The sequence below is a fragment of the Amycolatopsis sp. cg5 genome, from assembly GCF_041346955.1.
GTDB lineage: Bacteria > Actinomycetota > Actinomycetes > Mycobacteriales > Pseudonocardiaceae > Amycolatopsis.
Window position 1 is genome coordinate 83,618 of sequence record NZ_CP166849.1, and the last position, 18,095, is coordinate 101,712.

General features: G+C 67.8%; 19 protein-coding genes and 1 tRNA gene. 6 read left to right on the forward strand and 14 right to left on the reverse strand.

The annotated features are described in order from the left end of the window. Positions 1–28: 28 nt before the first annotated feature. A complete protein-coding gene (locus tag AB5J62_RS00425) occupies positions 29–1,567 on the forward strand; it encodes a M28 family metallopeptidase (protein WP_370946104.1) in 1,539 nt (512 codons plus the stop codon). Between the two features lie 57 nt (positions 1,568–1,624). Here the strand turns inward: AB5J62_RS00425 and AB5J62_RS00430 are convergent, their stop codons facing one another. Next, the gene (locus AB5J62_RS00430) at positions 1,625–2,542 is read right to left on the reverse strand and encodes a neutral zinc metallopeptidase (protein ID WP_370946105.1); all 918 of its coding nucleotides are present in this window, start codon (positions 2,540–2,542) and stop codon (positions 1,625–1,627) included. Positions 2,543–3,067: 525 nt separating this feature from the next. Between AB5J62_RS00430 and AB5J62_RS00435 the strand changes: the two genes are divergently transcribed. Both AB5J62_RS00435 and AB5J62_RS00440 read left to right on the forward strand, forming a co-directional pair. Continuing rightward, the gene (locus tag AB5J62_RS00435) at positions 3,068–3,544 is read left to right on the forward strand and encodes a MarR family winged helix-turn-helix transcriptional regulator (RefSeq protein ID WP_370946106.1); all 477 of its coding nucleotides are present in this window, start codon (positions 3,068–3,070) and stop codon (positions 3,542–3,544) included. Between the two features lie 19 nt (positions 3,545–3,563). After that, positions 3,564–3,648, forward strand: a tRNA-Ser gene (locus tag AB5J62_RS00440). A 291-nt stretch (positions 3,649–3,939) separates the two neighbouring features. Here the strand turns inward: AB5J62_RS00440 and AB5J62_RS00445 are convergent. The 4 genes from AB5J62_RS00445 to AB5J62_RS00460 form a co-directional block, all read right to left on the reverse strand. Further along, on the reverse strand, positions 3,940–4,218 hold the full coding sequence (locus AB5J62_RS00445) for a DUF2277 domain-containing protein (RefSeq protein ID WP_370946107.1): 279 nt from the start codon (positions 4,216–4,218) through the stop codon (positions 3,940–3,942). 22 nt (positions 4,219–4,240) lie between these two features. Then, positions 4,241–4,462: an RNA-binding S4 domain-containing protein gene (locus AB5J62_RS00450; protein ID WP_370946108.1), complete on the reverse strand. Its 222-nt coding sequence runs from the start codon at positions 4,460–4,462 to the stop codon at positions 4,241–4,243. A 12-nt stretch (positions 4,463–4,474) separates the two neighbouring features. Further along, entirely contained in the window at positions 4,475–5,341 is an 867-nt protein-coding gene (locus AB5J62_RS00455) for a trypsin-like peptidase domain-containing protein (protein ID WP_370946109.1), read from the reverse strand. A 92-nt stretch (positions 5,342–5,433) separates the two neighbouring features. Further along, complete coding sequence (locus tag AB5J62_RS00460; protein ID WP_370946110.1) at positions 5,434–6,087, reverse strand: TetR/AcrR family transcriptional regulator; 654 nt, start codon at positions 6,085–6,087, stop codon at positions 5,434–5,436. 74 nt (positions 6,088–6,161) lie between these two features. Between AB5J62_RS00460 and AB5J62_RS00465 the strand changes: the two genes are divergently transcribed. Genes AB5J62_RS00465 through AB5J62_RS00475 form a run of 3 tightly spaced genes read left to right on the forward strand, consistent with a single transcriptional unit; the run spans position 6,162 to position 9,397 of the window. After that, positions 6,162–7,064 carry a diiron oxygenase gene (locus tag AB5J62_RS00465; RefSeq protein ID WP_370946111.1) on the forward strand — a complete coding sequence of 301 codons (903 nt, stop codon included), beginning with the start codon at positions 6,162–6,164 and terminating at the stop codon, positions 7,062–7,064. 48 nt (positions 7,065–7,112) lie between these two features. Continuing rightward, the gene (locus AB5J62_RS00470; RefSeq protein ID WP_370946112.1) at positions 7,113–8,588 is read left to right on the forward strand and encodes a flavin-containing monooxygenase; all 1,476 of its coding nucleotides are present in this window, start codon (positions 7,113–7,115) and stop codon (positions 8,586–8,588) included. Further along, positions 8,588–9,397, forward strand: a complete 810-nt coding sequence (locus AB5J62_RS00475) for an SDR family NAD(P)-dependent oxidoreductase (RefSeq protein WP_370946113.1) — start codon at positions 8,588–8,590, stop codon at positions 9,395–9,397. Before AB5J62_RS00470 ends, AB5J62_RS00475 begins: the two co-directional genes overlap by 1 nt. On the opposite strand, the gene AB5J62_RS00480 is transcribed toward AB5J62_RS00475, so the two are convergent. From AB5J62_RS00480 to AB5J62_RS00520, 9 genes are read right to left on the reverse strand one after another with little or no spacing between them, the layout of a single operon-like run. Next, positions 9,398–9,919 carry a hypothetical protein gene (locus tag AB5J62_RS00480; RefSeq protein ID WP_370946114.1) on the reverse strand — a complete coding sequence of 174 codons (522 nt, stop codon included), beginning with the start codon at positions 9,917–9,919 and terminating at the stop codon, positions 9,398–9,400. It lies immediately after the preceding gene. Between the two features lie 11 nt (positions 9,920–9,930). Then, entirely contained in the window at positions 9,931–11,088 is a 1,158-nt protein-coding gene (locus AB5J62_RS00485; protein WP_370946115.1) for an MCE family protein, read from the reverse strand. Further along, the gene (locus AB5J62_RS00490; RefSeq protein ID WP_370946116.1) at positions 11,085–12,113 is read right to left on the reverse strand and encodes an MCE family protein; all 1,029 of its coding nucleotides are present in this window, start codon (positions 12,111–12,113) and stop codon (positions 11,085–11,087) included. The genes AB5J62_RS00485 and AB5J62_RS00490 overlap by 4 nt, the downstream gene beginning before the upstream one ends. After that, positions 12,110–13,165: an MCE family protein gene (locus tag AB5J62_RS00495; protein ID WP_370946117.1), complete on the reverse strand. Its 1,056-nt coding sequence runs from the start codon at positions 13,163–13,165 to the stop codon at positions 12,110–12,112. The genes AB5J62_RS00490 and AB5J62_RS00495 overlap by 4 nt, the downstream gene beginning before the upstream one ends. After that, positions 13,162–14,145 carry an MCE family protein gene (locus AB5J62_RS00500; RefSeq protein WP_370946118.1) on the reverse strand — a complete coding sequence of 328 codons (984 nt, stop codon included), beginning with the start codon at positions 14,143–14,145 and terminating at the stop codon, positions 13,162–13,164. Before AB5J62_RS00500 ends, AB5J62_RS00495 begins: the two co-directional genes overlap by 4 nt. Beyond that, positions 14,142–15,155, reverse strand: a complete 1,014-nt coding sequence (locus AB5J62_RS00505; RefSeq protein ID WP_370946119.1) for an MCE family protein — start codon at positions 15,153–15,155, stop codon at positions 14,142–14,144. The genes AB5J62_RS00500 and AB5J62_RS00505 overlap by 4 nt, the downstream gene beginning before the upstream one ends. Beyond that, positions 15,152–16,402 carry an MCE family protein gene (locus tag AB5J62_RS00510; protein ID WP_370946120.1) on the reverse strand — a complete coding sequence of 417 codons (1,251 nt, stop codon included), beginning with the start codon at positions 16,400–16,402 and terminating at the stop codon, positions 15,152–15,154. Before AB5J62_RS00510 ends, AB5J62_RS00505 begins: the two co-directional genes overlap by 4 nt. Next, positions 16,399–17,256, reverse strand: coding sequence for an MlaE family ABC transporter permease (locus AB5J62_RS00515; RefSeq protein WP_370946121.1), 858 nt, complete (start codon positions 17,254–17,256; stop codon positions 16,399–16,401). Before AB5J62_RS00515 ends, AB5J62_RS00510 begins: the two co-directional genes overlap by 4 nt. Further along, entirely contained in the window at positions 17,256–18,035 is a 780-nt protein-coding gene (locus tag AB5J62_RS00520; RefSeq protein ID WP_370946122.1) for an MlaE family ABC transporter permease, read from the reverse strand. Before AB5J62_RS00520 ends, AB5J62_RS00515 begins: the two co-directional genes overlap by 1 nt. Between the last annotated feature and the right edge of the window lie 60 nt (positions 18,036–18,095).

Below are 18,095 nucleotides of genomic sequence, written 5' to 3' on the forward strand. Positions count from 1 at the left end.
TCAGTCAGTACGCATAAAAGTCTCCGCCATGCATAAAGCTCGCAAAAGATACGTGCCCGCGGTCGTGCTGACCGCCTGCGCCGCGCTGGCATTGGGCACCGCGCCCGCCGCCACCGCGGCGAAGGCCGAAGACCCCACCGCGCTGGCCAAGAAACTGGTCCAGAAGGTCGATGTCAACGGCGTGAACCGCCACCTCATCGCACTGCAGCGCATCGCGGACACCAACGGCAAGACCCGTGCCGCGAGCACCGAAGGCCACAAGAAGTCCGCCGAGTACGTCGCGACCAAGCTCGAGGCCGCGGGCTTCGACGTGACGCGCCAGGAGTTCCCGTTCACCTTCAGCCAGACACTGGCCGAGAAGCTGACGGTCGGCGGCGCCGCGACGCCCGTCATCGCCATGACCTACACCAAGTCGACCCCCGTCGGCGGCATCACCGCGCCGCTCGCGCTGGCAACCGTCGACGACACCTCAGGCTGTGAAGCGGGCGACTACACCGGCGTGACCGGCAAGATCGTGCTGATCAAGCGCGGTGGCTGCACCTTCGCGCAGAAGCAGGCGACCGCCGCTGACGCCGGCGCCATCGGCGCGATCATCTACAACAACACCGACGGCACGCTCAACGGCACGCTGGGCGACCCGGCCGCCGTGAAGATCCCGACCGGCGGCATCACCGCGGCCGACGGCGCCGCGCTCGCCGGCAAGGCGGGCCAGTCCGTCACGCTGGAGCTGCGCACCGTGCTCGAGCCGCGCACCAGCTACAACGTCATCGCGGAGACCAAGACGGGCCGCAAGGACAACGTGGTGATGCTCGGCTCCCACCTCGACAGCGTCCCCGAGGGCCCCGGCATCAACGACAACGGCACCGGCTCCGCCGCGCTGCTCGAGACCGCGCTGCAGCTGGGCGCCAAGCCCAAGGTCAACAACGCGGTCCGCTTCGGCTGGTGGAGCGCCGAGGAGTTCGGCCTCGTCGGTTCGACGTACTACGTCAACCAGCTGAGCTTCGAAGAGCAGCTGAACATCGCGCTGTACCTGAACTTCGACATGATCGGCTCGCCGAACGCGGCCTACTTCGCCTACGACGGTGACGACTCCGACGCGACCGGCGCGGGCCCCGGCCCGTACGGCTCGGCGCAGATCGAGAAGAACTTCACCGACTACTTCGCGTCGCGCAACCTGCCGATCGAGGGCACGGACTTCACCGGCCGCTCCGACTACGGCCAGTTCATCGCCGTCGGCATCCCGGCCGGTGGCCTGTTCACCGGCGCCGAGGGCAAGAAGACCGCGGCGCAGGCCGCGAAGTTCGGCGGCACCGCCGACGTCGCCTACGACAAGTGCTACCACCAGGCTTGCGACAACCTGGGCAACGTCGACCGGGTGGCGCTGGACCGCAACTCCGACGCCGTCGCGTGGGCGCTCGGCAGCTTCGCGTACAGCACCGCTGACGTGAACGGCGTGACGCCGGCGGGCAGCACCGCCAAGGCGAAGGCGAAGCGGGCCAACTCGCTCCGTCTGCAGGCGTTCGGTGACCGCGAAGCGGGCATCGGCTCCGACCACGCCGCTGCGTGATTTAGCACGAAGAAGGCCCGCCATCTCGGTTGAGATGGCGGGCCTTCTTCGTTGTGGTCAGCCGAGGTCGCGGGCGGCGAAGGTGTCGCACTTGGCGGGCTGGCCGGTTTCCCAGCCGGTGGTGAACCACTTCTCGCGCTGGGCCGAGGAGCCGTGCGAGAACTTCGACTGGTCGACGCGGCCGCCGCCGAGCTTGGTCTGGATGTAGTCGTCGCCGATGCGGGACGCGGTGTCCAGCGCGCGGTTGATGTCGTCCTGGGTGACGTCGGTGATCAGCGGCCTGCCGCTCTCGGCCGGTGTCGTCGTGGCGTGCTTCGCCCAGACGCCCGCGTAGCAGTCGGCCTGCAGTTCGAGGCGGACCGAGCCGGAGGTCGGGCCGGTGCCGGTGCCCTTCTTGGACACCCCGGTCAGGTTCTGCACGTGGTGGCCGTACTCGTGGGCGAGCACGTAGGCCTCGGTGAACAGGCCGCCCTGCGCGCCGAACTTGGTGCGCAGCTCCTCGAAGAACGACAGGTCGATGTAGACCTTGGAGTCGGCGGGGCAGTAGAACGGCCCGACGTCGGAGCTCGCGCTGCCGCAGCCGGTGTTCACCCCGCCGGTGAAGAACTTGGTCGGTGACTTGCGGTAGGTCGAGCCGGATCGCGAAAACTCCTGCGTCCAGTAGTCCTGGATCGAGTTCACGATCGCGACGATCGCGCAGTCGTGTTTGGTGTTGGCGTCCTTGCCGGTCTTGCACTCGTTCGCCAGCGAGGTGTTGTTCCCGGTCGAGCCGCCGCTCTCCAGCCCAGGCAGCCCGCCCGCCTGCTGGCTCAGCCCGCCGCCGAACTGCGAGAACAGGAAGTAGATGACGAGCCCGACGATGCCGAGCCCACCGCCGCCGAGCGCCACCCGGCTCCCGATCCCACCGCCGCCACCTTCACCACGCGAGTCCTGGATCTCGGAGATGTCCAGCCCGGAGTCATCGTCGAATCGCACGGCGACAGCGTAGCCCGCGCGCAGGCCAAGGGCGCGACACTGAAGCTCCAGTGCCGCGCCCCTGGTCAATCGAGGTCGAAAAATCCGAATCGGCGGTTGGCCGCTGCCGGGCCGGCGTTCAGCGCTGCCGGCACGGTCGAAGAGGCCGTGACCGAAACAGGCTCGAACTACGCCGAATGCGCGAGAATCTTGCCGAGCGCACTTACGAAGAACCCATGCGTGCTGTTCACAATCGCGCGCGGGTCGGGATCAGTCCGCACCGCTCGCGGGGACACAGCCGGCAGTCAACCGCGGGAAATCAGCGATCACGCAACCACCTGTCCTTCCCGGCTGGAAGGTCACGCACCGGCGCCGTCTGGTGACTCGCCTTGTACGGGCCCGTCCACCCTCTGACAAGTAAGGATGCGCCTTTTACCGCCGACTCTCAACCGTTTCGTAATCCCCCTTCGGGCGATCTTTGGCAGAGTCTTACAACCCAGCGGGCGGCGCGCGGGTGGCCGAGATCAACGTTCTACTCTGCCAGGCATGAGCGAGGAGCGTGCGGACGTGCGATGGCTGTCTGAGTCGGAGGGACTCGCCTGGCGCGCCTACATCGTCGCGACCTTGCGCCTGCGCCAGCGGCTCCATCGCGAGCTGGCCGACCAGCACGACGTCTCCCTCACCGACTACGAGGTCCTCGTCTGCGTCGACATGCAGGACGGCAAGCGCATGCGGATGAGCGACCTCGCCGAGATGCTCGGCTCAACCAAGAGCAGGCTCTCCCATCAGGTCGGCCGCATGGAGGCCGCCGGCGTGCTCCGCCGTGACCGCGACCCGGACGACAAGCGCGGCGTCATCGCCGAACTCACCGAAGCGGGCTGCGACCTGCTGCGGAAGGCCGCACCGACGCATGTGCACGGCGTCCGCGAGCACCTGATCGACCTGTTGTCCCCGGCCGAGCAGGCGACCATCGGCGCGGCCTTCGACCGAGTGCTCGAACACCTCACCGAGCTGGAGTCGTGACCCGTTAGGCTTGGGGCAGGGAAGCGTGGCAGAGCGGCCGAATGCACTCGCCTTGAAAGCGAGCGTTGGGAAACCAACCGGGGGTTCAAATCCCTCCGCTTCCGCAATCTGGCTCTGACCAGCACTGATCCGAAGTTGTCCACAGGTGGGGACAACCGTGGGGACAACTTCGAACACGCGTTCGGAACGTTGATCAAGGCCTGGCAAGACGAAAGTCCCCGGCGCTCGGCCGCGTGGCTGGCCGGGCGCCGGGGACGGGCCGCGTTTCAAGGGGGTTAAACGCGGAATCCAGTCTTCCGTGCGGATGACTGATACAGCCATGATCGTTCGGCCAGGCGCCGATTACCAGGAAGAATCGTCGGCACAAATGTTCTGCCGAAGTAAATTCCGGTGGACTACTTGCCCTGAGCGCGCGCGGCGATCCTGGCCTGGACCTCGGGGCGGCGCAGCGGCGGGATGGTCGCGGGCGGCTGACGGCGCGGCGGCAGCTCGGTCAGCAGGCGGGTGCTGATCGCGGTGATCTCCGCGACCGCCGCCTCGAACGCCTCGCGGGTGGTGTCGGTGACGGTCTGCACGCCACTGATCTTGCGGACGTACTGGCGCGCCGCCGCCTCGATCTCCTCGGCGGTCGCGGACGGTTCCAGGCCACGCAGGGTGGTGATGTTCCGGCACATGGGTCCGAGGATAGGCGCGAAATCAGGTCAGGGTGACTCGGCATTGCTGCGAACCGACGCCGACGACGTCGCCGTTCACCAGCTGGCGGCCGCGCCGGATCTCGGTCTCGCCGTTGACGGTGACCTCGTCGGCGTCGAGCAGGTCCTTGGCGTGGGTGCCGTCCTCGGCGATGCCCGCGAGCTTGAGGAACTGGCCGAGACGGATGGGTTCGCCGGTGATCGGCACGTCCACGATGGGCTTCATGGACGCATCATCTCAGCCGAGCGCGGTGCCCTGCGCGTACAGGCTCTGGACGTCGGTGTCGAAGTAGCTGCTGTACGAGGTGTCGGCCTCGTCGCCGCCGAACTGGTAGCCGCCGATCACGCCGATGACCGTGCCGAGCTTGGTGGCCGGATCGGTGCCGGTGACCCACGGGCCGCCGCTCGTGCCGTCCGGGAAGCCCGCGCAGTCGACGCGCATCTGGAACTCCGACTCGCGCGCGGTCGTGTTCGTGCAGACCACGGGCGCTTCGGCGTCGTCGGGGTAGCCGGTCAGGGTGATCTGGTTGTCGAAGCCGCGGGCGATGCCGAGTTCGTTCGCGCCGGTGACGCTTTCGATGGGGTGCGGGTTGCCGTTCTGGCGGACGGTGATGAAACCGACGTCGAGATCGGGGTCGGACGACTCGATCCAGCCGGGCGCGACCAGCGTCTTCACGGCCGTCCACATGCCGTACGGCGCGATGCCGTCGTGGTAGCCGGGTGCGAACGAGATGTCGTCGATGTAGTCGCCGCCCTCGCCTTCGTGCAGGCAGTGCGCGGCGGTCAGCACCAGGTCGCCCGCGTTGCTGTGGACGACGCTGGCGGTGCAGTAGTGGCCGTCGCCGGAGAACAGCGCGCCGATCGGCGCCATGCCCGCCGGCACCACCGGAGCCGCGTCGGGTGTGGCTTCAGGTGCTGCCTCGGCGGTGCTCTCGGGCGCGGCTTCGACGGTCGCGCGTGGCGCGATCTCGGGTGACGGCGTTTCGAGGACCGGTGCTTCGGCGACCGCCGTGTCGTCGGGCTGGAGGATGACCGCGGAGCCCGCGATCGGCAGCGCGACCAAGCCACAGACGAGCACGAGGAGAACCGGCCGCGGTACGCGCATGGTCACTCCTTCCCCGTCCGGCAGGTCGTTGAAACCAGATCACCATAGGGCGGGCGCGGAAAACACCTACGCCCGGCTGATGCACAGCAACCTCACAGCTCGACGGCACGGTCCGGATCGAGGCTGATGCCCTGCTCGCGCAGCACCGCGTCGAGCGCGCCCCAGGTCATGGTGGCCAGGTGCGTGACGAACTTGTCCTTGGGCATCGTGCGGGTGCGCATCCACCATTCGGTCGCGGCGCCGACCGCGCCGACCACGGCATACGCGCTCGGATCGGCCAGCTCGGCGTCGAGATCGGTGGCGCTGAGGAACTCCTTGAGCACGTTCGCGATGACGCCAGCGATCTCCTTGCCGCTCTCCATCAGCGGCTCGGAGTCGGTGCGCATGAGGAACTTGAAGACATTCGGGTACTCGTCGACGACGTTGACGTACGCCTCGAGGCCGCGTCGGATCGTCACGCGTGGTGCGTCGCGCAGGTTCATGTTGGGCAGCAGCCGCTGCCACAGGATTTCGCCCATCCGCTCGGACACGGCGCCCGCCAGGTCCGATTTGGCCGCGAAATGCCGATACAGCTTGGGTTTGACGGTGCCAGCTTCGGCGGCGATCTCGTCCATGCTGACTTCGGGGCCGTGTTGCGCGAGCGCGCGGAAGGCCGCGTCGACGAACTCGCGGCGCAGCGCCAGCTTGTGCTCGCGCCAGCGTTCGGTGCGGGCGTCCGTCCGGTGACGGTTGACACTCCCGGGCATGCGTTGGATAGTACCGGAAGTACCGCGTACTGCTGGTACTGGTTACTTCAGGTAACAGTGCAGGGGGTTCAACGATGACCGCTCCTGACAAGGAGAAAGTCGCCCGGCGCCTGCTCACCTCGTCGGCCGACCGCTACTACGACCCTGAAGTCGACATCGACTGGGACGCGCCATGGCAGGACGGCGTCGCGTTCATGCCCGACCACCGGGTGACCCTCTACGGCACCGAGCTGTGGCAGGAGATGACCCAGGAACAACGCCTCGAACTGGGCAAACACGAGGCCGTCAGCATGGTCAGCTACGGCATCTACGCCGAGGCCGCGCTCATGCACATCCTGTTGCGCCTGGTCACCGAAGGCGATCCGGCGACGCCACGCGTGCGCTACACACTGACCGAGATCGGCGACGAATGCCGCCACTCGACGATGTTCGCCAGGTTCATCGAGAAGTCCGGCATCCGCGCGTACCGCCAGCCGCGTGCCGCCGCGCGGGCGATGAAGTTCATCTCGCTGCTGCCGGTCGGGCCTGCCAGCTACGGGCTCGCGCTGCTGATCGAGGAGATACTCGACCGCGGTCAGCGCGAGACCATGAACGACGAGAACGTCCAGCCGCACATGCGCATGCTGAACCGCATCCACGTGCTGGAAGAGGCGCGCCACATCAGCTTCGCGCGTACCGAACTGGTCCGCAGCGCCGCCCGGCTGAACCGCTTCGAGCTGTTCGTCAACCGGATGGTCATCGCGATCGCGGCCAATCTCGTCGCGTTCATGCTGATCCACCCTCGCGTGTACAAGGCGGTCGGCATCCGGCCGCGCGACGGCCGCCGCGCCGCGCTGGAAAACCCGCATTACCGGCAGACGCTGGCGTTCATGGCCGAGAAGCTCGTCGCGTTCTTCGAGGAGTCCGGGATGCTCAAGGGCAGGCTCGTCCGCGCGCTCTGGCGTCGGTCGCAACTGCTGCCGAGGACGGCTCGGTGACCGCACTGCCGGCGGAAACGGCCACGGCCCGGATCTGGAGGATCGCGCATGCCTGAGGTGATCATCGTCGGCACCGGCTTTTCGGGGCTGGGTATGGCCATTCAGCTCAAGCGGCAGGGGCGGAACGACTTCGTACTGCTCGAAAAGGCCGACGACATCGGCGGCACCTGGCGCGACAACAGCTATCCCGGCTGTGCCTGTGACGTGCCGTCGCACATGTACTCGTACTCGTTCGAGCCCAAGGCCGACTGGTCGCGCGCGTACTCACGCCAACCCGAGATTTGGGACTATCTCAAGGAGTTGACCGAGAAGTACGGCCTGCGCGAGCACATCCGGTTCGGCGAGGAGGTCACCTCCGCGAAGTGGGGCGACAACGAATGGGTCGTCGGCACCTCGAAAGGCGAGTATCGCGGGCAGTTCCTGGTCGCGGGCGTCGGCGCGCTGCACATCCCGAACATCCCCGCGCTGCCCGGGATCGAGCGGTTCAAGGGGCACTCGTTCCACTCGGCGACCTGGGACCACGGATACGACCTGCACGGCAAGCGGGTCGCGGTCGTCGGCACGGGCGCGTCGGCGATCCAGTTCGTGCCGGAGATCGTCGGCGACGTGTCCGAGCTGCACCTCTACCAGCGGACGCCGCCATGGGTGCTGCCGCGCGGCAACGGCCGGATCAAGGAGTCGACGCAGCGGCTCTTCGAGCGCGTTCCGTTGGTACGCAAGGCTTATCGCAACGCGGTGTACTGGACGGCCGAGTCGTTGGCGGTCGGCTTCAACGGCCACCCCGGCATCCTCAAGGTGGGGGAGTACTTCGGCAAGCGGCACATCGCGAAGCAGATCGCCGATCCGGAGCTGCGGCGCAAGGTCACGCCGAACTACACGCTCGGCTGCAAGCGGGTGCTGGGCTCGAACAAGTACTACCGCGCGCTGACCAGCGATCACGTCGACGTGATCACCGACGGCATCCACGAGGTCCGCGAGCACTCGATCGTCACGGCCGACGGCGTCGAGCGCGAGGTCGACGCGATCATCTACGCGACCGGGTTCCACGTCACCGACTCGTTCGACTACCTCGACATCAAGGGCCGCGGCGGTGTCGACTTGGCGACACACTGGCGTGACGAGGGCATCCAGACGCATCTCGGGATCACGGTCAACGGGTTCCCGAACGCGTTCTTCCTGCTCGGCCCGAACACCGGGCTCGGGCACAACTCGGTCGTGTTCATGATCGAATCGCAGATCCGGTACGCGCTCGACGCCATGAAGATGGTGCGGCGCAGCCGCGCGGAGGCGTTCGAAGTGCGGCCGAGCGTGCAGGCCGCGTTCAACGCCGAGATCCAGCGCAAACTCGCGAGCGGGGTGTGGAGCACCGGCGGCTGCACGAGCTGGTACCTCGACTCGAAAGGCGTGAACCGGACCATCTGGCCCGGTTTCACCTGGCAGTACTGGCTGCGCACACGCAAGGTGGACACCGGTGACTTCGAGCTCACCGGCTCACGGACACGCAAACTGACGGGAGTGGCTTGATGAAACGGTTGGCCGGCAAGGTCGCGGCGATCACCGGCGCGGGTTCGGGGATCGGCCGGGCACTCGCGCTGGCGCTCGCCGAGCGCGGGATGCGGCTGGCGCTGTCCGACGTCAGCCTGACGCGCGTCGCGGAAACGGCCGCGCTGTGCGAAAAAGCCGGCGCCGAGGCGAAGGCGTACGAGCTGAACGTCGCCGATCGGCAAGCCGTGCTCGACCACGCCGACGAGGTCGTCGCCGACTTCGGCGCGATCAACCTGGTGGTCAACAACGCGGGCGTGGCGCTGCAGGCGACGGTCGAGCAGATGCGCTGGGAAGACCTCGACTGGGTGATGAACATCGACTTCTGGGGCGTCGTGCACGGCTCGAAGGCGTTCCTCCCGCACCTCATCGCCTCCGGTGACGGGCACCTGGTCAACGTGTCGAGCGTCTTCGGTTTCGTCGGCGTGCCAACGCAAAGCGCGTACAACGCGGCGAAGTTCGCGGTGCGCGGCTTCACCGAGTCGCTGCGCCAGGAGATGCTGATCGGCAAGCGCCCCGTCAAGGTCAGCTGCGTCCACCCCGGAGGCATCCGCACCAACATCGCCCGCGACGCCCGCGGCACCGAGTCCGGCGACGCGGAGAAGTTCGCCCAGATCGCCCGCACCAGCCCCGAAGGAGCGGCCCGCGCGATCATCCGCGGCGTCGAGCGCAACCGCCCGCGCATCCTGATCGGCGCCGACGCCTACGTCTTCGACGCGATCCCCCGCCTGCTCGGCCCCTACTACCAACGCCCGCTGGCCCTGTTGGCCCGGCTCGGCGTCCGCGTCTGACTAGAGGAGCTGGAGCGAGGAGACCAGCCAGCGGGAGTCGTGGTGTTCGAGGGTCATCAGGACCCGGTTGCGGTCGACGCGGGGATCCTTGGTGGCCGCGTTGGTGACCGATTGGTCGACGAACAGCAGCACCTCGGCCCGGTCGGCGGTCGCCGACTTCAGGCCGGATTCGACGACCGTGCCGCGTGCGGTCGCCTTGGCCTCTTGGATGAGCTGGCGGAGTGAGCCGGAGGCGCCGGTGTACTGGTCTTTGAACTCGCCGGTCGCGCCGTCGAGTACGTCGGCGAAGTTGCGGTCCAGGTTCTGGAAGTCGTACGTGGTCACCGTGACCGCGTAGGAGCGGGCGGTCGCCAGCGCGGCGTCGCCTGCCGCGCGGATGTCCGACTTCGTCTTGTACTGCCAGGCGAAGAAGGCGCCGGCGACGAGCACGGCCAGCGCCAGCAGCGCGAGGCCGAGCTTGCGTACCGGGAACGGGCGCTTTTCCTTTGCCTCGACGGTTTCTTCCTCTTCGAGTACGTCCACGCTGATTCTCCTTACTGGCCCAGCAGCTGCGGATAGCGGGTGAACCACGTCGGCACCTCCGGAGCGGCGGCGGGAACAGGTACGGGCATCGGCACAGGTCCCCCAGGTCGCGGCGCGTTCTGGGAGCCGCGTTGCTGCACGGTGACGCGGGTGTCGGTGCAGTGCACGTCGAGCGGGGGAGGCGGGCTGCCGCCGATGGTCGGCGGGCGGCGCGGGGTGTGGTAATCGCAACCGGCGCGCGGATAGGCGTCGACCAGTGTCTGGATCGCGCCGCCACGGACGATCGCGGCGAGCGCGTTGCCGCCGTTGGCCAGCTCTGGCAGGAAGGCGCTGATCGCGGGCAGCCGCATGCTGACCACCTCGCTGACCGTCGACAGGTCGCCGAGCAGCGCCGCCATGGTCGGCTTGTTCTCCTTGATCAGACCGTCGACGAGGTCGAACGCCGCCGGGCTGTGGTCGAGCAGCGTGCGGATCTCGGGGTCGGACTTGCGCAGCTGGTCGCCGAGCCGCACGCCTGCCGTGCCGAGCCGCGACAGCTCGTCGGTCAACCCGTTCGCCGTGTCCAGCACGACCGACGAGTTGTTCAGGATGCTGACCGTCTCCGGCAGCACGCCTTCCAACCCGGCGAGCAGGAAGTCGCCGCCGTCCAGCAGCTTCTTCAGGTCAGGGCCCGTGCCGTCGAACGCCTTCGCGAGTTCGTCGATCACCAGCGTGAGCTTGCGCGGGTCGACCTGCCCGGCAAGGCCGTTCACGTGGCCGAGCAGCTGCGCGAACGGCGTCGGCGTGCTCGTGTTCTTCTCCTCGATCACCGCGCCGTTCGCCAGGAACGGCCCGGCGTCCGTGCGCGGCCGGAAGTCCAGGTACTGCTCGCCCGCCGCGGAAAGACTCGCGACGACCGCCTCGGTGTCGGCGGGGATCTTCGCGCCGGAGTCGACCTCGATGTCGACGGCCACTCCGCCCGGCACCAGCTGGATCTGCTTGACGTTGCCGACGCGATACCCCCGGAACGTCACGTCCGAGCGCCCCAGCAGGCCGCCGGACTGCGCGAGGTTCACCCGCATGGTCATGACTTCCGCGGTCGGGTCTATCCGGACCACGCCGAGCAGCAGATACGCGAGCCCGACCGCGAACACGGTCACCAGGCCGATGGTCGAGAGCCAGATTCTCATCGCGGCGCACCCAGCTTCCTGATCAGGTCGCTGATGTTGTCCGAGATGGTGCCCAGCGCGCCGTTGAGGTCGCCGAGCCCCAGCACGGGCAGATTGGTGATCCCGGCGAACCGCGCGATGCCGACGCCCGATTCGCCCTTCGTCGCGCCTTCGACGAGCTTGCCGAGTGTGACCAGGCTGCGCAGCGTCGGCCCGAGATTGTCGTGCAGCGCGCCGAAACCGTCGAGTACGGGACCGAGGTCACGCAGCATCGCCTTGAGGTCTGCGCTGGTCTGCCCGAGCACGCGAGCGCCGGTGTCACCCGCGTCCGCGACCTTCGTGAGCACCTCGGTGAACCGCCCGGTCTGGTCGGACAGCACCTGCAACGCGGGCGCGATGTCCGACAAAGCCGCGTCGATCGTGCCCTGCCGCTGACCGGCCAGTCCGCTCAAAGCCTTGGTGGAAGCCAAGATCCGGTCGATATCGGCGGTACGGGCGTTCAACGTCTTGAGCGTCGTGTCCAGCTCGCCGATCAGGTGCCGCGTCTGGTCGGCCTTGCCGTCGAGCGCGGCGTTGACCTCGTGCGTGATGGTCTTGAGCTGACCCAGCCCGCCGCCATTGATCAAAGTGGACAGTGCGGCCAGCGTGTCTTCGACGGTCGCCGCCGACGAGGTCGACTCGACGCCCAGCGTCGCACCCGGCGCCAGCACGGGGCCTTTGCCGCGGTGCAGCGCGACGAAGACGTCGCCGAGCGGGGTCGCCTGGCGTAGCTCGGCGGTGGTGCCTTCCGGCAGTGAAACGGCCTTCTGCACCACCATCCGCACCCGCGCGGTGAAGTCCTTGGCGCTGATGCTCTCGACCGTTCCGATCACGACACCGTCGAGCTTCACCCGTGCCTTGTCCGGCAGGTTCAACGCATCCGTGAACACCGCGTTCAGCTCGTAGGTCTCACCGTCGACATCGCCGCCGGGCAGCGGTAGATCGGCCGCGGTGACACTGCACCCGGCCAGCAGGAGCACGGACGCGAAAGCGAGGAGGACTCTCATTTCCTGGTCGCCCCCAGCAGCAGTTCGGTCATCCCGAGATCCGGCCCGAAGTCGCCGAGCTTGCCGGAGCCGCAGCCGGGCAGCCGCACGCCGACGTGTCCACAAAGGATGTTGATCAGCTGCCCGTCGAGCAGCATCTCGGCCGGGTCGATGTGCACCCGCAGCTGCCCGGTCGTGGGGTCGGCGGCGTTGGCGAGATTCTGGAACAGCAGCGGCAGCACGTCCGCCGACTCGGCGAGCTGACGTGTGTGGTCGCTCAGCGTGCCGGTCGTGATCTTCAAGCTGCGCAAGGTGTTCTGCGCGGTGTCGCGGTTCTCGCCGATGAGCGAGACGGCTTCGTCGAGCAGCCCGTTGAGCCTGGTCAGCGCCTCGCCGAGCGACGGAGCGTCCTTCGCGAACAGCTCGCTCGCCTGCGTCAGGTTCTGGGTGAACGAGGTGATCACGGCCTGGTTGTCGGCGGCCGCCTTGGTCAGCGTGTCGACGTTCTTGATCAACCCGGTCAACGCGTCACGCTTGCCGGTCATCGTGTCGACCGCGCCGGACAACGCCTCGACGGTCGCCCGGATCTTGTCGCCGCTGCCTGCGAGATTGTCGGCGGCGACGTCGGTCGCGTCCTTCAGCACCCCGGTCTTCGTCAGCTCACCGGCGAGTGTGTCGACGGCCTTGAGCACGCGATCGATCTCGACCGGCGTCCGCGTGCGCTCCAGCGGGATGAGGTCGCCGTCGCGCAGCGTCGGCCCGCCGCGATACGCGGGCGTCAGCTCGACGTGCCGGTCGGTGACCACGGACGGCGAGACGGTCACCGCGCCCGCGCCCGCCGGGACCTTCGCGTCGGCGTCCAGCTCCAGTTCGACCTGCACGGACATGCCGCGTGGTTCGATCTTGGTGACCTTGCCGATCGGGATGCCGAGCATCGCCACGTCGTTGCCGACGTACAGCCCGACGGCGTCCCTGAACTGCGCTTTCACCGTGATGTGCGGTGCCTCCACGGCCGCGCAGGAGCTGGTCGCCACCGCCGCGACGGCGCCGAGCACGAGGACGAGTGCCTTCATTTGCACCCCTTCACCGCGCCGGTGAGGCACAACAGGTTGTCGGGGAAGATCGCGTACGGCAGGTTGATCGTGAGGTAGTCGCCGTCGCCGACGGAGTTGGTGAGATACCGCGCGGCGGGCGCGAGCAGCTTCAACGCCTCGCCGACCGCCGCGTTGTTGCGCTCCAGGATGTCCGTGACCCCGCCGAGGTTCGCCAGCAACGGCTGCAGCTGCGGCCGATTGTCGTTCAGCAGCCCTTGCAGCTGGGTGGTGAGCTGCTGGAAGTCCGTGAGGATGTTCGTGATCAGCTGTTTACGGGCGACGAGCTTCTTGAGCAGCACGTCCGCCTGGCCCATCAGCGCGAACACCTGGGTCCGGTTTTCGTTGAGCAGCTTGGTGATCCCGTCGGCACTCGAAATCAGCTGGCTGATCTGACCCTGCCGCTTACTGACCACTTCGGACACTTGCGACAGCCCGTCGAGCGCTTTGCGGCCAACCTCCGGGGTGCCGCGGAACGTGTCCGTCAGCACCTGCAACGACTCTCGCAGCTTCACGGCGTCGATCTGCTCGACGGCCGGAGTGCCCGTCTGCACCACGTTCTGCAGGTCGAACGGCACCGAAGTCCGTGCCAGCGTGATGCGATCCGACAGGTCACCCTCGCCGAGTGGCGAGAGTTCCAAGTACCGCCCGCCGAGCAGCGTCGCGAGCTTGATCGACGCACGGGTGGCCGTGCCCAGGTGCACGCCGCGACGGGTACGGAACGACACCAGCACCTTGTCGCCGTCGAGCCTGGTCGAGGTGACCTCGCCGACGCCCATGCCCGCGACCCGCACCTCGTCGCCGGCGCGAATGCCGCCGGAGTGCGCGAATTCGGCTTCGTGCCTGGCATCCCCGATGCCGAGTTCACCGAACGCGACCGACCCGGCGACCAGCACCGCGATGACCGCGGCTCCGATCACCCCTACCCACAAGGGATTCCGTGACTTCAGCCAAGCCATCATCGGCACACCTCCGTGTGCTTGTCCCCGCCCAGCTTCGGCAGGATTCCCGACGGCAGCGGCGCGAGGTTGATGTCGATCGCGCAGGCGTACAGGTTCCACCACGAGCCGTAGTGACTGATCCGCGCGAGCCCGCCCAGGAAACCCGGCAGGCCTTGCAGCGTCGCCTCGACGGTCGGGCCCTCCTTGAGGAACAGGGACGCGACCTGGTTGAACTTGCCGATGTCGTCCTTCAGCGCCGGCCGGATGTCGCCGATCAACCCGGTGATCGCGCCGCTGACCTTGTCGATCCGCTCGACCGCGCCGAAGATCGGGTCGGCGTTGGCGGCGAGCCCGTCGACGAGCTTCTTCGTCTGACCGACGAGTTGCTGGAGCTGATCGCCTTTGCCGGACAGGTGATCGAGCACGCCGGTCAGGTTCGTGATCACCTGGCCGATCACGTCGTCGCGCGACGCGATCGCGCCGGTCAGTTGCGAACTCTGGGTGAGCAGGCTGGTCAACGCAGGGCCTTCGCCCTGCAGCACGCGCACGATGTTCTCGGACAGCCGGTTGACGTCGGCCGGTTCGAGCATCGAGAACAGCGGCTCGAAGCCGTTGAGCAGCGCGGTCAGGTCGAGCGACGGCTCGGTGCGCTCCGGCGGGATGCGGGCGCCGTCGGTGAGCGGTTTCGCTTGCCCCGCACCGGGAAGCAGCGCGAGATACCGCTGGCCGACCAGGTTCTGATACCGGATCAGCGCACGCGTGTTCTCGAAGATCGGCTGGTCACGCTGCACCGAGAAGCTGATCTCGGCGCGCGTGTCGACGAGTTCCATGTCCTCGATGCGGCCGACCTTCACCCCGGCGATGCGCACGTCGTCGCCGACCTTCAGCCCCGAAACATCGGTGAATTCCGCGCTGTAGCCGTAAGTCTCGCCACTGACGGTGTTCTGCAGTGTCGTCCAGATCAACGTCGTCGCCATGATCGCGACGACCGCGAACACGACGAGCTTGATCAGCGGACCTCGGACGCTCATCGGGGGACCACCACCGTCAAGCCGCGCAGGATCGGCCCGAGCAGCAGGTCGCCGAGCGAGCCGCTGCCGCCGATCAGGTTGTTGAGCTGCTCGATCTCCTGTGGGCTGCCGACCGGCCCGACCGTGCCACCCTGCGGCATGACGTCGGGCGCTTCGACGGGGACCGGAGCCGGTGGCGGCAGCGGATTCTCGAACCGGCGGCCACAGTTCGGGCCGTTCATGCCGGGATACCGCGGGCAGTCGGCCGGCGTGTAGAGGTGGAACGGCGACAGCGAGATGACCAGGTCGATCGTGAGCTTGCCGCCGGGAAAGGCGCTGGACACGGCCGTCGCGCCCCGGCCGAGCGCGTCGAACGACACCGGGATCGCGCCGCTCTGCTTGGCGATCGTGCCGACGATCGGACGGCTCTGCTTGATCACGGTGATCACGCGGTTGGCGTTGTCGTTCATGAACCCGCGCACGGTGTCGACGGCCACCGCGCCACCGGCCAGCGAAGCCGCGAGCTGCTGCTGTTTGTCCACAATGGTCTTCGTGGTGACCAGCGCACTGTCCACTGTGTCCAGAAGGGCCGGCGCGGTGCGTTGCAGGCCTTCGAGCGCGGACGCCAGCGCGGTGATGTCGTGGCTGAACGCCGGAGTCTGCGCGTTCAGCGCGGTCAGGTAGTCATCGAGCCTGCCGACCATGTTCCCGAGTTGCTCGCCGCGACCGGCCAGCGCCTGCGAGATCCCGGTCAGCGCGGCGTTGACCTTCGACGGCTGTACCGCCGTGAGGATGTCCTTGAGCTTGGTCATCGCGGTCTGCAGCTGGACCGTCTCCTGCGAATCGTCGCTGGTGATGACGGTTTCGGCGGTCAACGGCGCGGTGTCGCCCGGCGCGGGCACCAGCTCGACCGAAGGCGACCCGAAGATGTTCGTCGGCACGATCCGCGCCTTCACCGAAGCCGGGATCCCGCTGACCTGCTCCGGCCGCAGCTTCAGGCGCACCACATGGCGCGCGGCCCCCGCCTGCGATTCGACGGCCGCGACCGTGCCGACCAGCACCCCGCGCACCTTGACGTCCGACCCGACCGGCAGCCCGTCGCCGACGTCCGAAACCACCGCGGTGGCGGCGAAGTCGTCGCGGAACGCGCCACGCGACTGCAGCAGCAGGAACGTCCCGATCAGCAGAAGCACGGCCAGATAGACGACACCGCGCACGGCCAGCGTCGCGGCGCGCGGTCCTCGTCCGGAGGGGTCGATGTAGGTCATCCCGAGATCCGCACTCCCGGGTCGAAGCCCCAGAACGCCAGCGTCATCAGCATGTCCAGCACGACGATCACGATGATGCTCGCGCGGATCGCACGCCCGGACGCGACGCCGACACCCTGCGGGCCGCCGGACGCGTAATAGCCGAAATAGCAGTGAATCAACGTCGCGACCACGACGAACGTGACCGCCTTCACCACCGACAGGAACACGTCCATCGGCACCAGGAAGGCCTGGAAGTAATGCAGATACGTGCCGGACGACTGGCCGTAGAGCCCGCTGAGGATCAGCTGCGTTGCCAGGTAGTTCCCGGCGAGCCCGACCGAGTACAGCGGGATGATCGCGAGGAACCCGGCCAGCATCCGGGTGGTCACCAGGTACGGCAGCGGCCGGATCGACATCGACTCCAGCGCGTCGACCTCCTCCGAGATCCGCATCGAGCCGAGCTGCGCGGTGTATCGGCAGCCCGCCTGCGCGGCGAACGCGACCGCGGCGATCAGCGGCGCGATCTCGCGAGTGTTCCCGTACGCCGAAACGAACCCGGTGAGCGGCGCCATGCCGAGGATGTCGAGCGCGTTGTAGCCCTCGATCCCGACGGACGCGCCGGTGAACACGGCGAGCAACGCCATCACCCCGATCGTCCCGCCGCCGACGATGATCGCGCCGCTGCCCCAGCTGATGTCCGCGAGCAGCCGGAACACCTCGGCGCGATAGTTCTTGAGCGTCAACGGAATCGCGGCGAACGCCTTGACGAAAAAGGTGATCTGGTGGCCCATGCCGACGAGCGCGTCGTACGGCTTCCCGGCGACGGCCGTGATCGGCCGGGGGATGACGGGGTGTTTCGAGCCGACGGCCATCACGCGATCCTTTGCGGGAACAGCACGGCGTAGAGCTGCGTGATGATCACGTTGACGGCGAAGAGCAGCACGACCGAGAGCACGACGGCCGCGTTGACCGCGTTGGCGACGCCTTTCGGCCCGCCACTGGCCGCGAGTCCCTTGTACGAGGCGACGACCGCGACGATCCCGCCGAAGATGACCGACTTGAGCTCGGCGAGTATCAGGTCGGCAGGCTGCGCGAAGGCGGCGAAGGTCGCGACGTAGCTGCCCGGCGTGCCGCTCTGCACGAGGACGTTGAACACGTAGCCGGTGACGACGCCGGTGAACGAGACCATGCCGCAGAGCAGCACCGCGACCAGCAGCGTCGCGGCGAGCCGGGGCGCGACCAGGCGTTGCACCGCGGACAGTCCCATGGTCTCGAGCGCGTCGATCTCGTCGCGGATCTTGCGGGCGCCGAGGTCGGCGCAGATCGCGGAACCGACCGCGCCGGCGAGCAGCAACGCGACGACGATCGGCGCGCCCTGGCGGATCACGCCGAGCCCGTTGGCCGCGCCCATGAACGAGGTCGCGCCGACCTGCTGCGAAATGCTGCCGACCTGAACGGACACGATCACGCCGAACGGAACGGCGACGAGCAACGTCGGCACCATGGAAACGCTGGTGATGAACCAGGCCTGCCGGACGAATTCCTTCCAGGGGAAGCGTTTGTGCGGGATGTGGCGCAGCGCGTCGACCGCGAGCACGAGGACCCTGCCGAAGGTGACGAACGACCGCGGTACCCGTTCCAGGATCTGCATGCTCACCTCCGGGTCAGTGATATTGACACAGTGTCAACTACGAGGCAACCTCAAGGAGTC

Bases quoted from the DNA above. Each gene is read 5' to 3' on its own strand.
- AB5J62_RS00425 (WP_370946104.1), top strand. From the start codon at position 29: ATGCATAAAGCTCGCAAAAGATACGTGCCCGCGGTCGTGCTGACCGCC.
- AB5J62_RS00435 (WP_370946106.1), top strand. From the start codon at position 3,068: ATGAGCGAGGAGCGTGCGGACGTGCGATGGCTGTCTGAGTCGGAGGGA.
- AB5J62_RS00445 (WP_370946107.1), bottom strand. From the start codon at position 4,218: ATGTGCCGGAACATCACCACCCTGCGTGGCCTGGAACCGTCCGCGACC.
- AB5J62_RS00450 (WP_370946108.1), bottom strand. From the start codon at position 4,462: ATGAAGCCCATCGTGGACGTGCCGATCACCGGCGAACCCATCCGTCTC.
- AB5J62_RS00455 (WP_370946109.1), bottom strand. From the start codon at position 5,341: ATGCGCGTACCGCGGCCGGTTCTCCTCGTGCTCGTCTGTGGCTTGGTC.
- AB5J62_RS00460 (WP_370946110.1), bottom strand. From the start codon at position 6,087: ATGCCCGGGAGTGTCAACCGTCACCGGACGGACGCCCGCACCGAACGC.
- AB5J62_RS00465 (WP_370946111.1), top strand. From the start codon at position 6,162: ATGACCGCTCCTGACAAGGAGAAAGTCGCCCGGCGCCTGCTCACCTCG.
- AB5J62_RS00470 (WP_370946112.1), top strand. From the start codon at position 7,113: ATGCCTGAGGTGATCATCGTCGGCACCGGCTTTTCGGGGCTGGGTATG.
- AB5J62_RS00475 (WP_370946113.1), top strand. From the start codon at position 8,588: ATGAAACGGTTGGCCGGCAAGGTCGCGGCGATCACCGGCGCGGGTTCG.
- AB5J62_RS00485 (WP_370946115.1), bottom strand. From the start codon at position 11,088: ATGAGAATCTGGCTCTCGACCATCGGCCTGGTGACCGTGTTCGCGGTC.
- AB5J62_RS00490 (WP_370946116.1), bottom strand. From the start codon at position 12,113: ATGAGAGTCCTCCTCGCTTTCGCGTCCGTGCTCCTGCTGGCCGGGTGC.
- AB5J62_RS00495 (WP_370946117.1), bottom strand. From the start codon at position 13,165: ATGAAGGCACTCGTCCTCGTGCTCGGCGCCGTCGCGGCGGTGGCGACC.
- AB5J62_RS00500 (WP_370946118.1), bottom strand. From the start codon at position 14,145: ATGATGGCTTGGCTGAAGTCACGGAATCCCTTGTGGGTAGGGGTGATC.
- AB5J62_RS00505 (WP_370946119.1), bottom strand. From the start codon at position 15,155: ATGAGCGTCCGAGGTCCGCTGATCAAGCTCGTCGTGTTCGCGGTCGTC.
- AB5J62_RS00510 (WP_370946120.1), bottom strand. From the start codon at position 16,402: ATGACCTACATCGACCCCTCCGGACGAGGACCGCGCGCCGCGACGCTG.
- AB5J62_RS00515 (WP_370946121.1), bottom strand. From the start codon at position 17,256: ATGGCCGTCGGCTCGAAACACCCCGTCATCCCCCGGCCGATCACGGCC.
- AB5J62_RS00520 (WP_370946122.1), bottom strand. From the start codon at position 18,035: ATGCAGATCCTGGAACGGGTACCGCGGTCGTTCGTCACCTTCGGCAGG.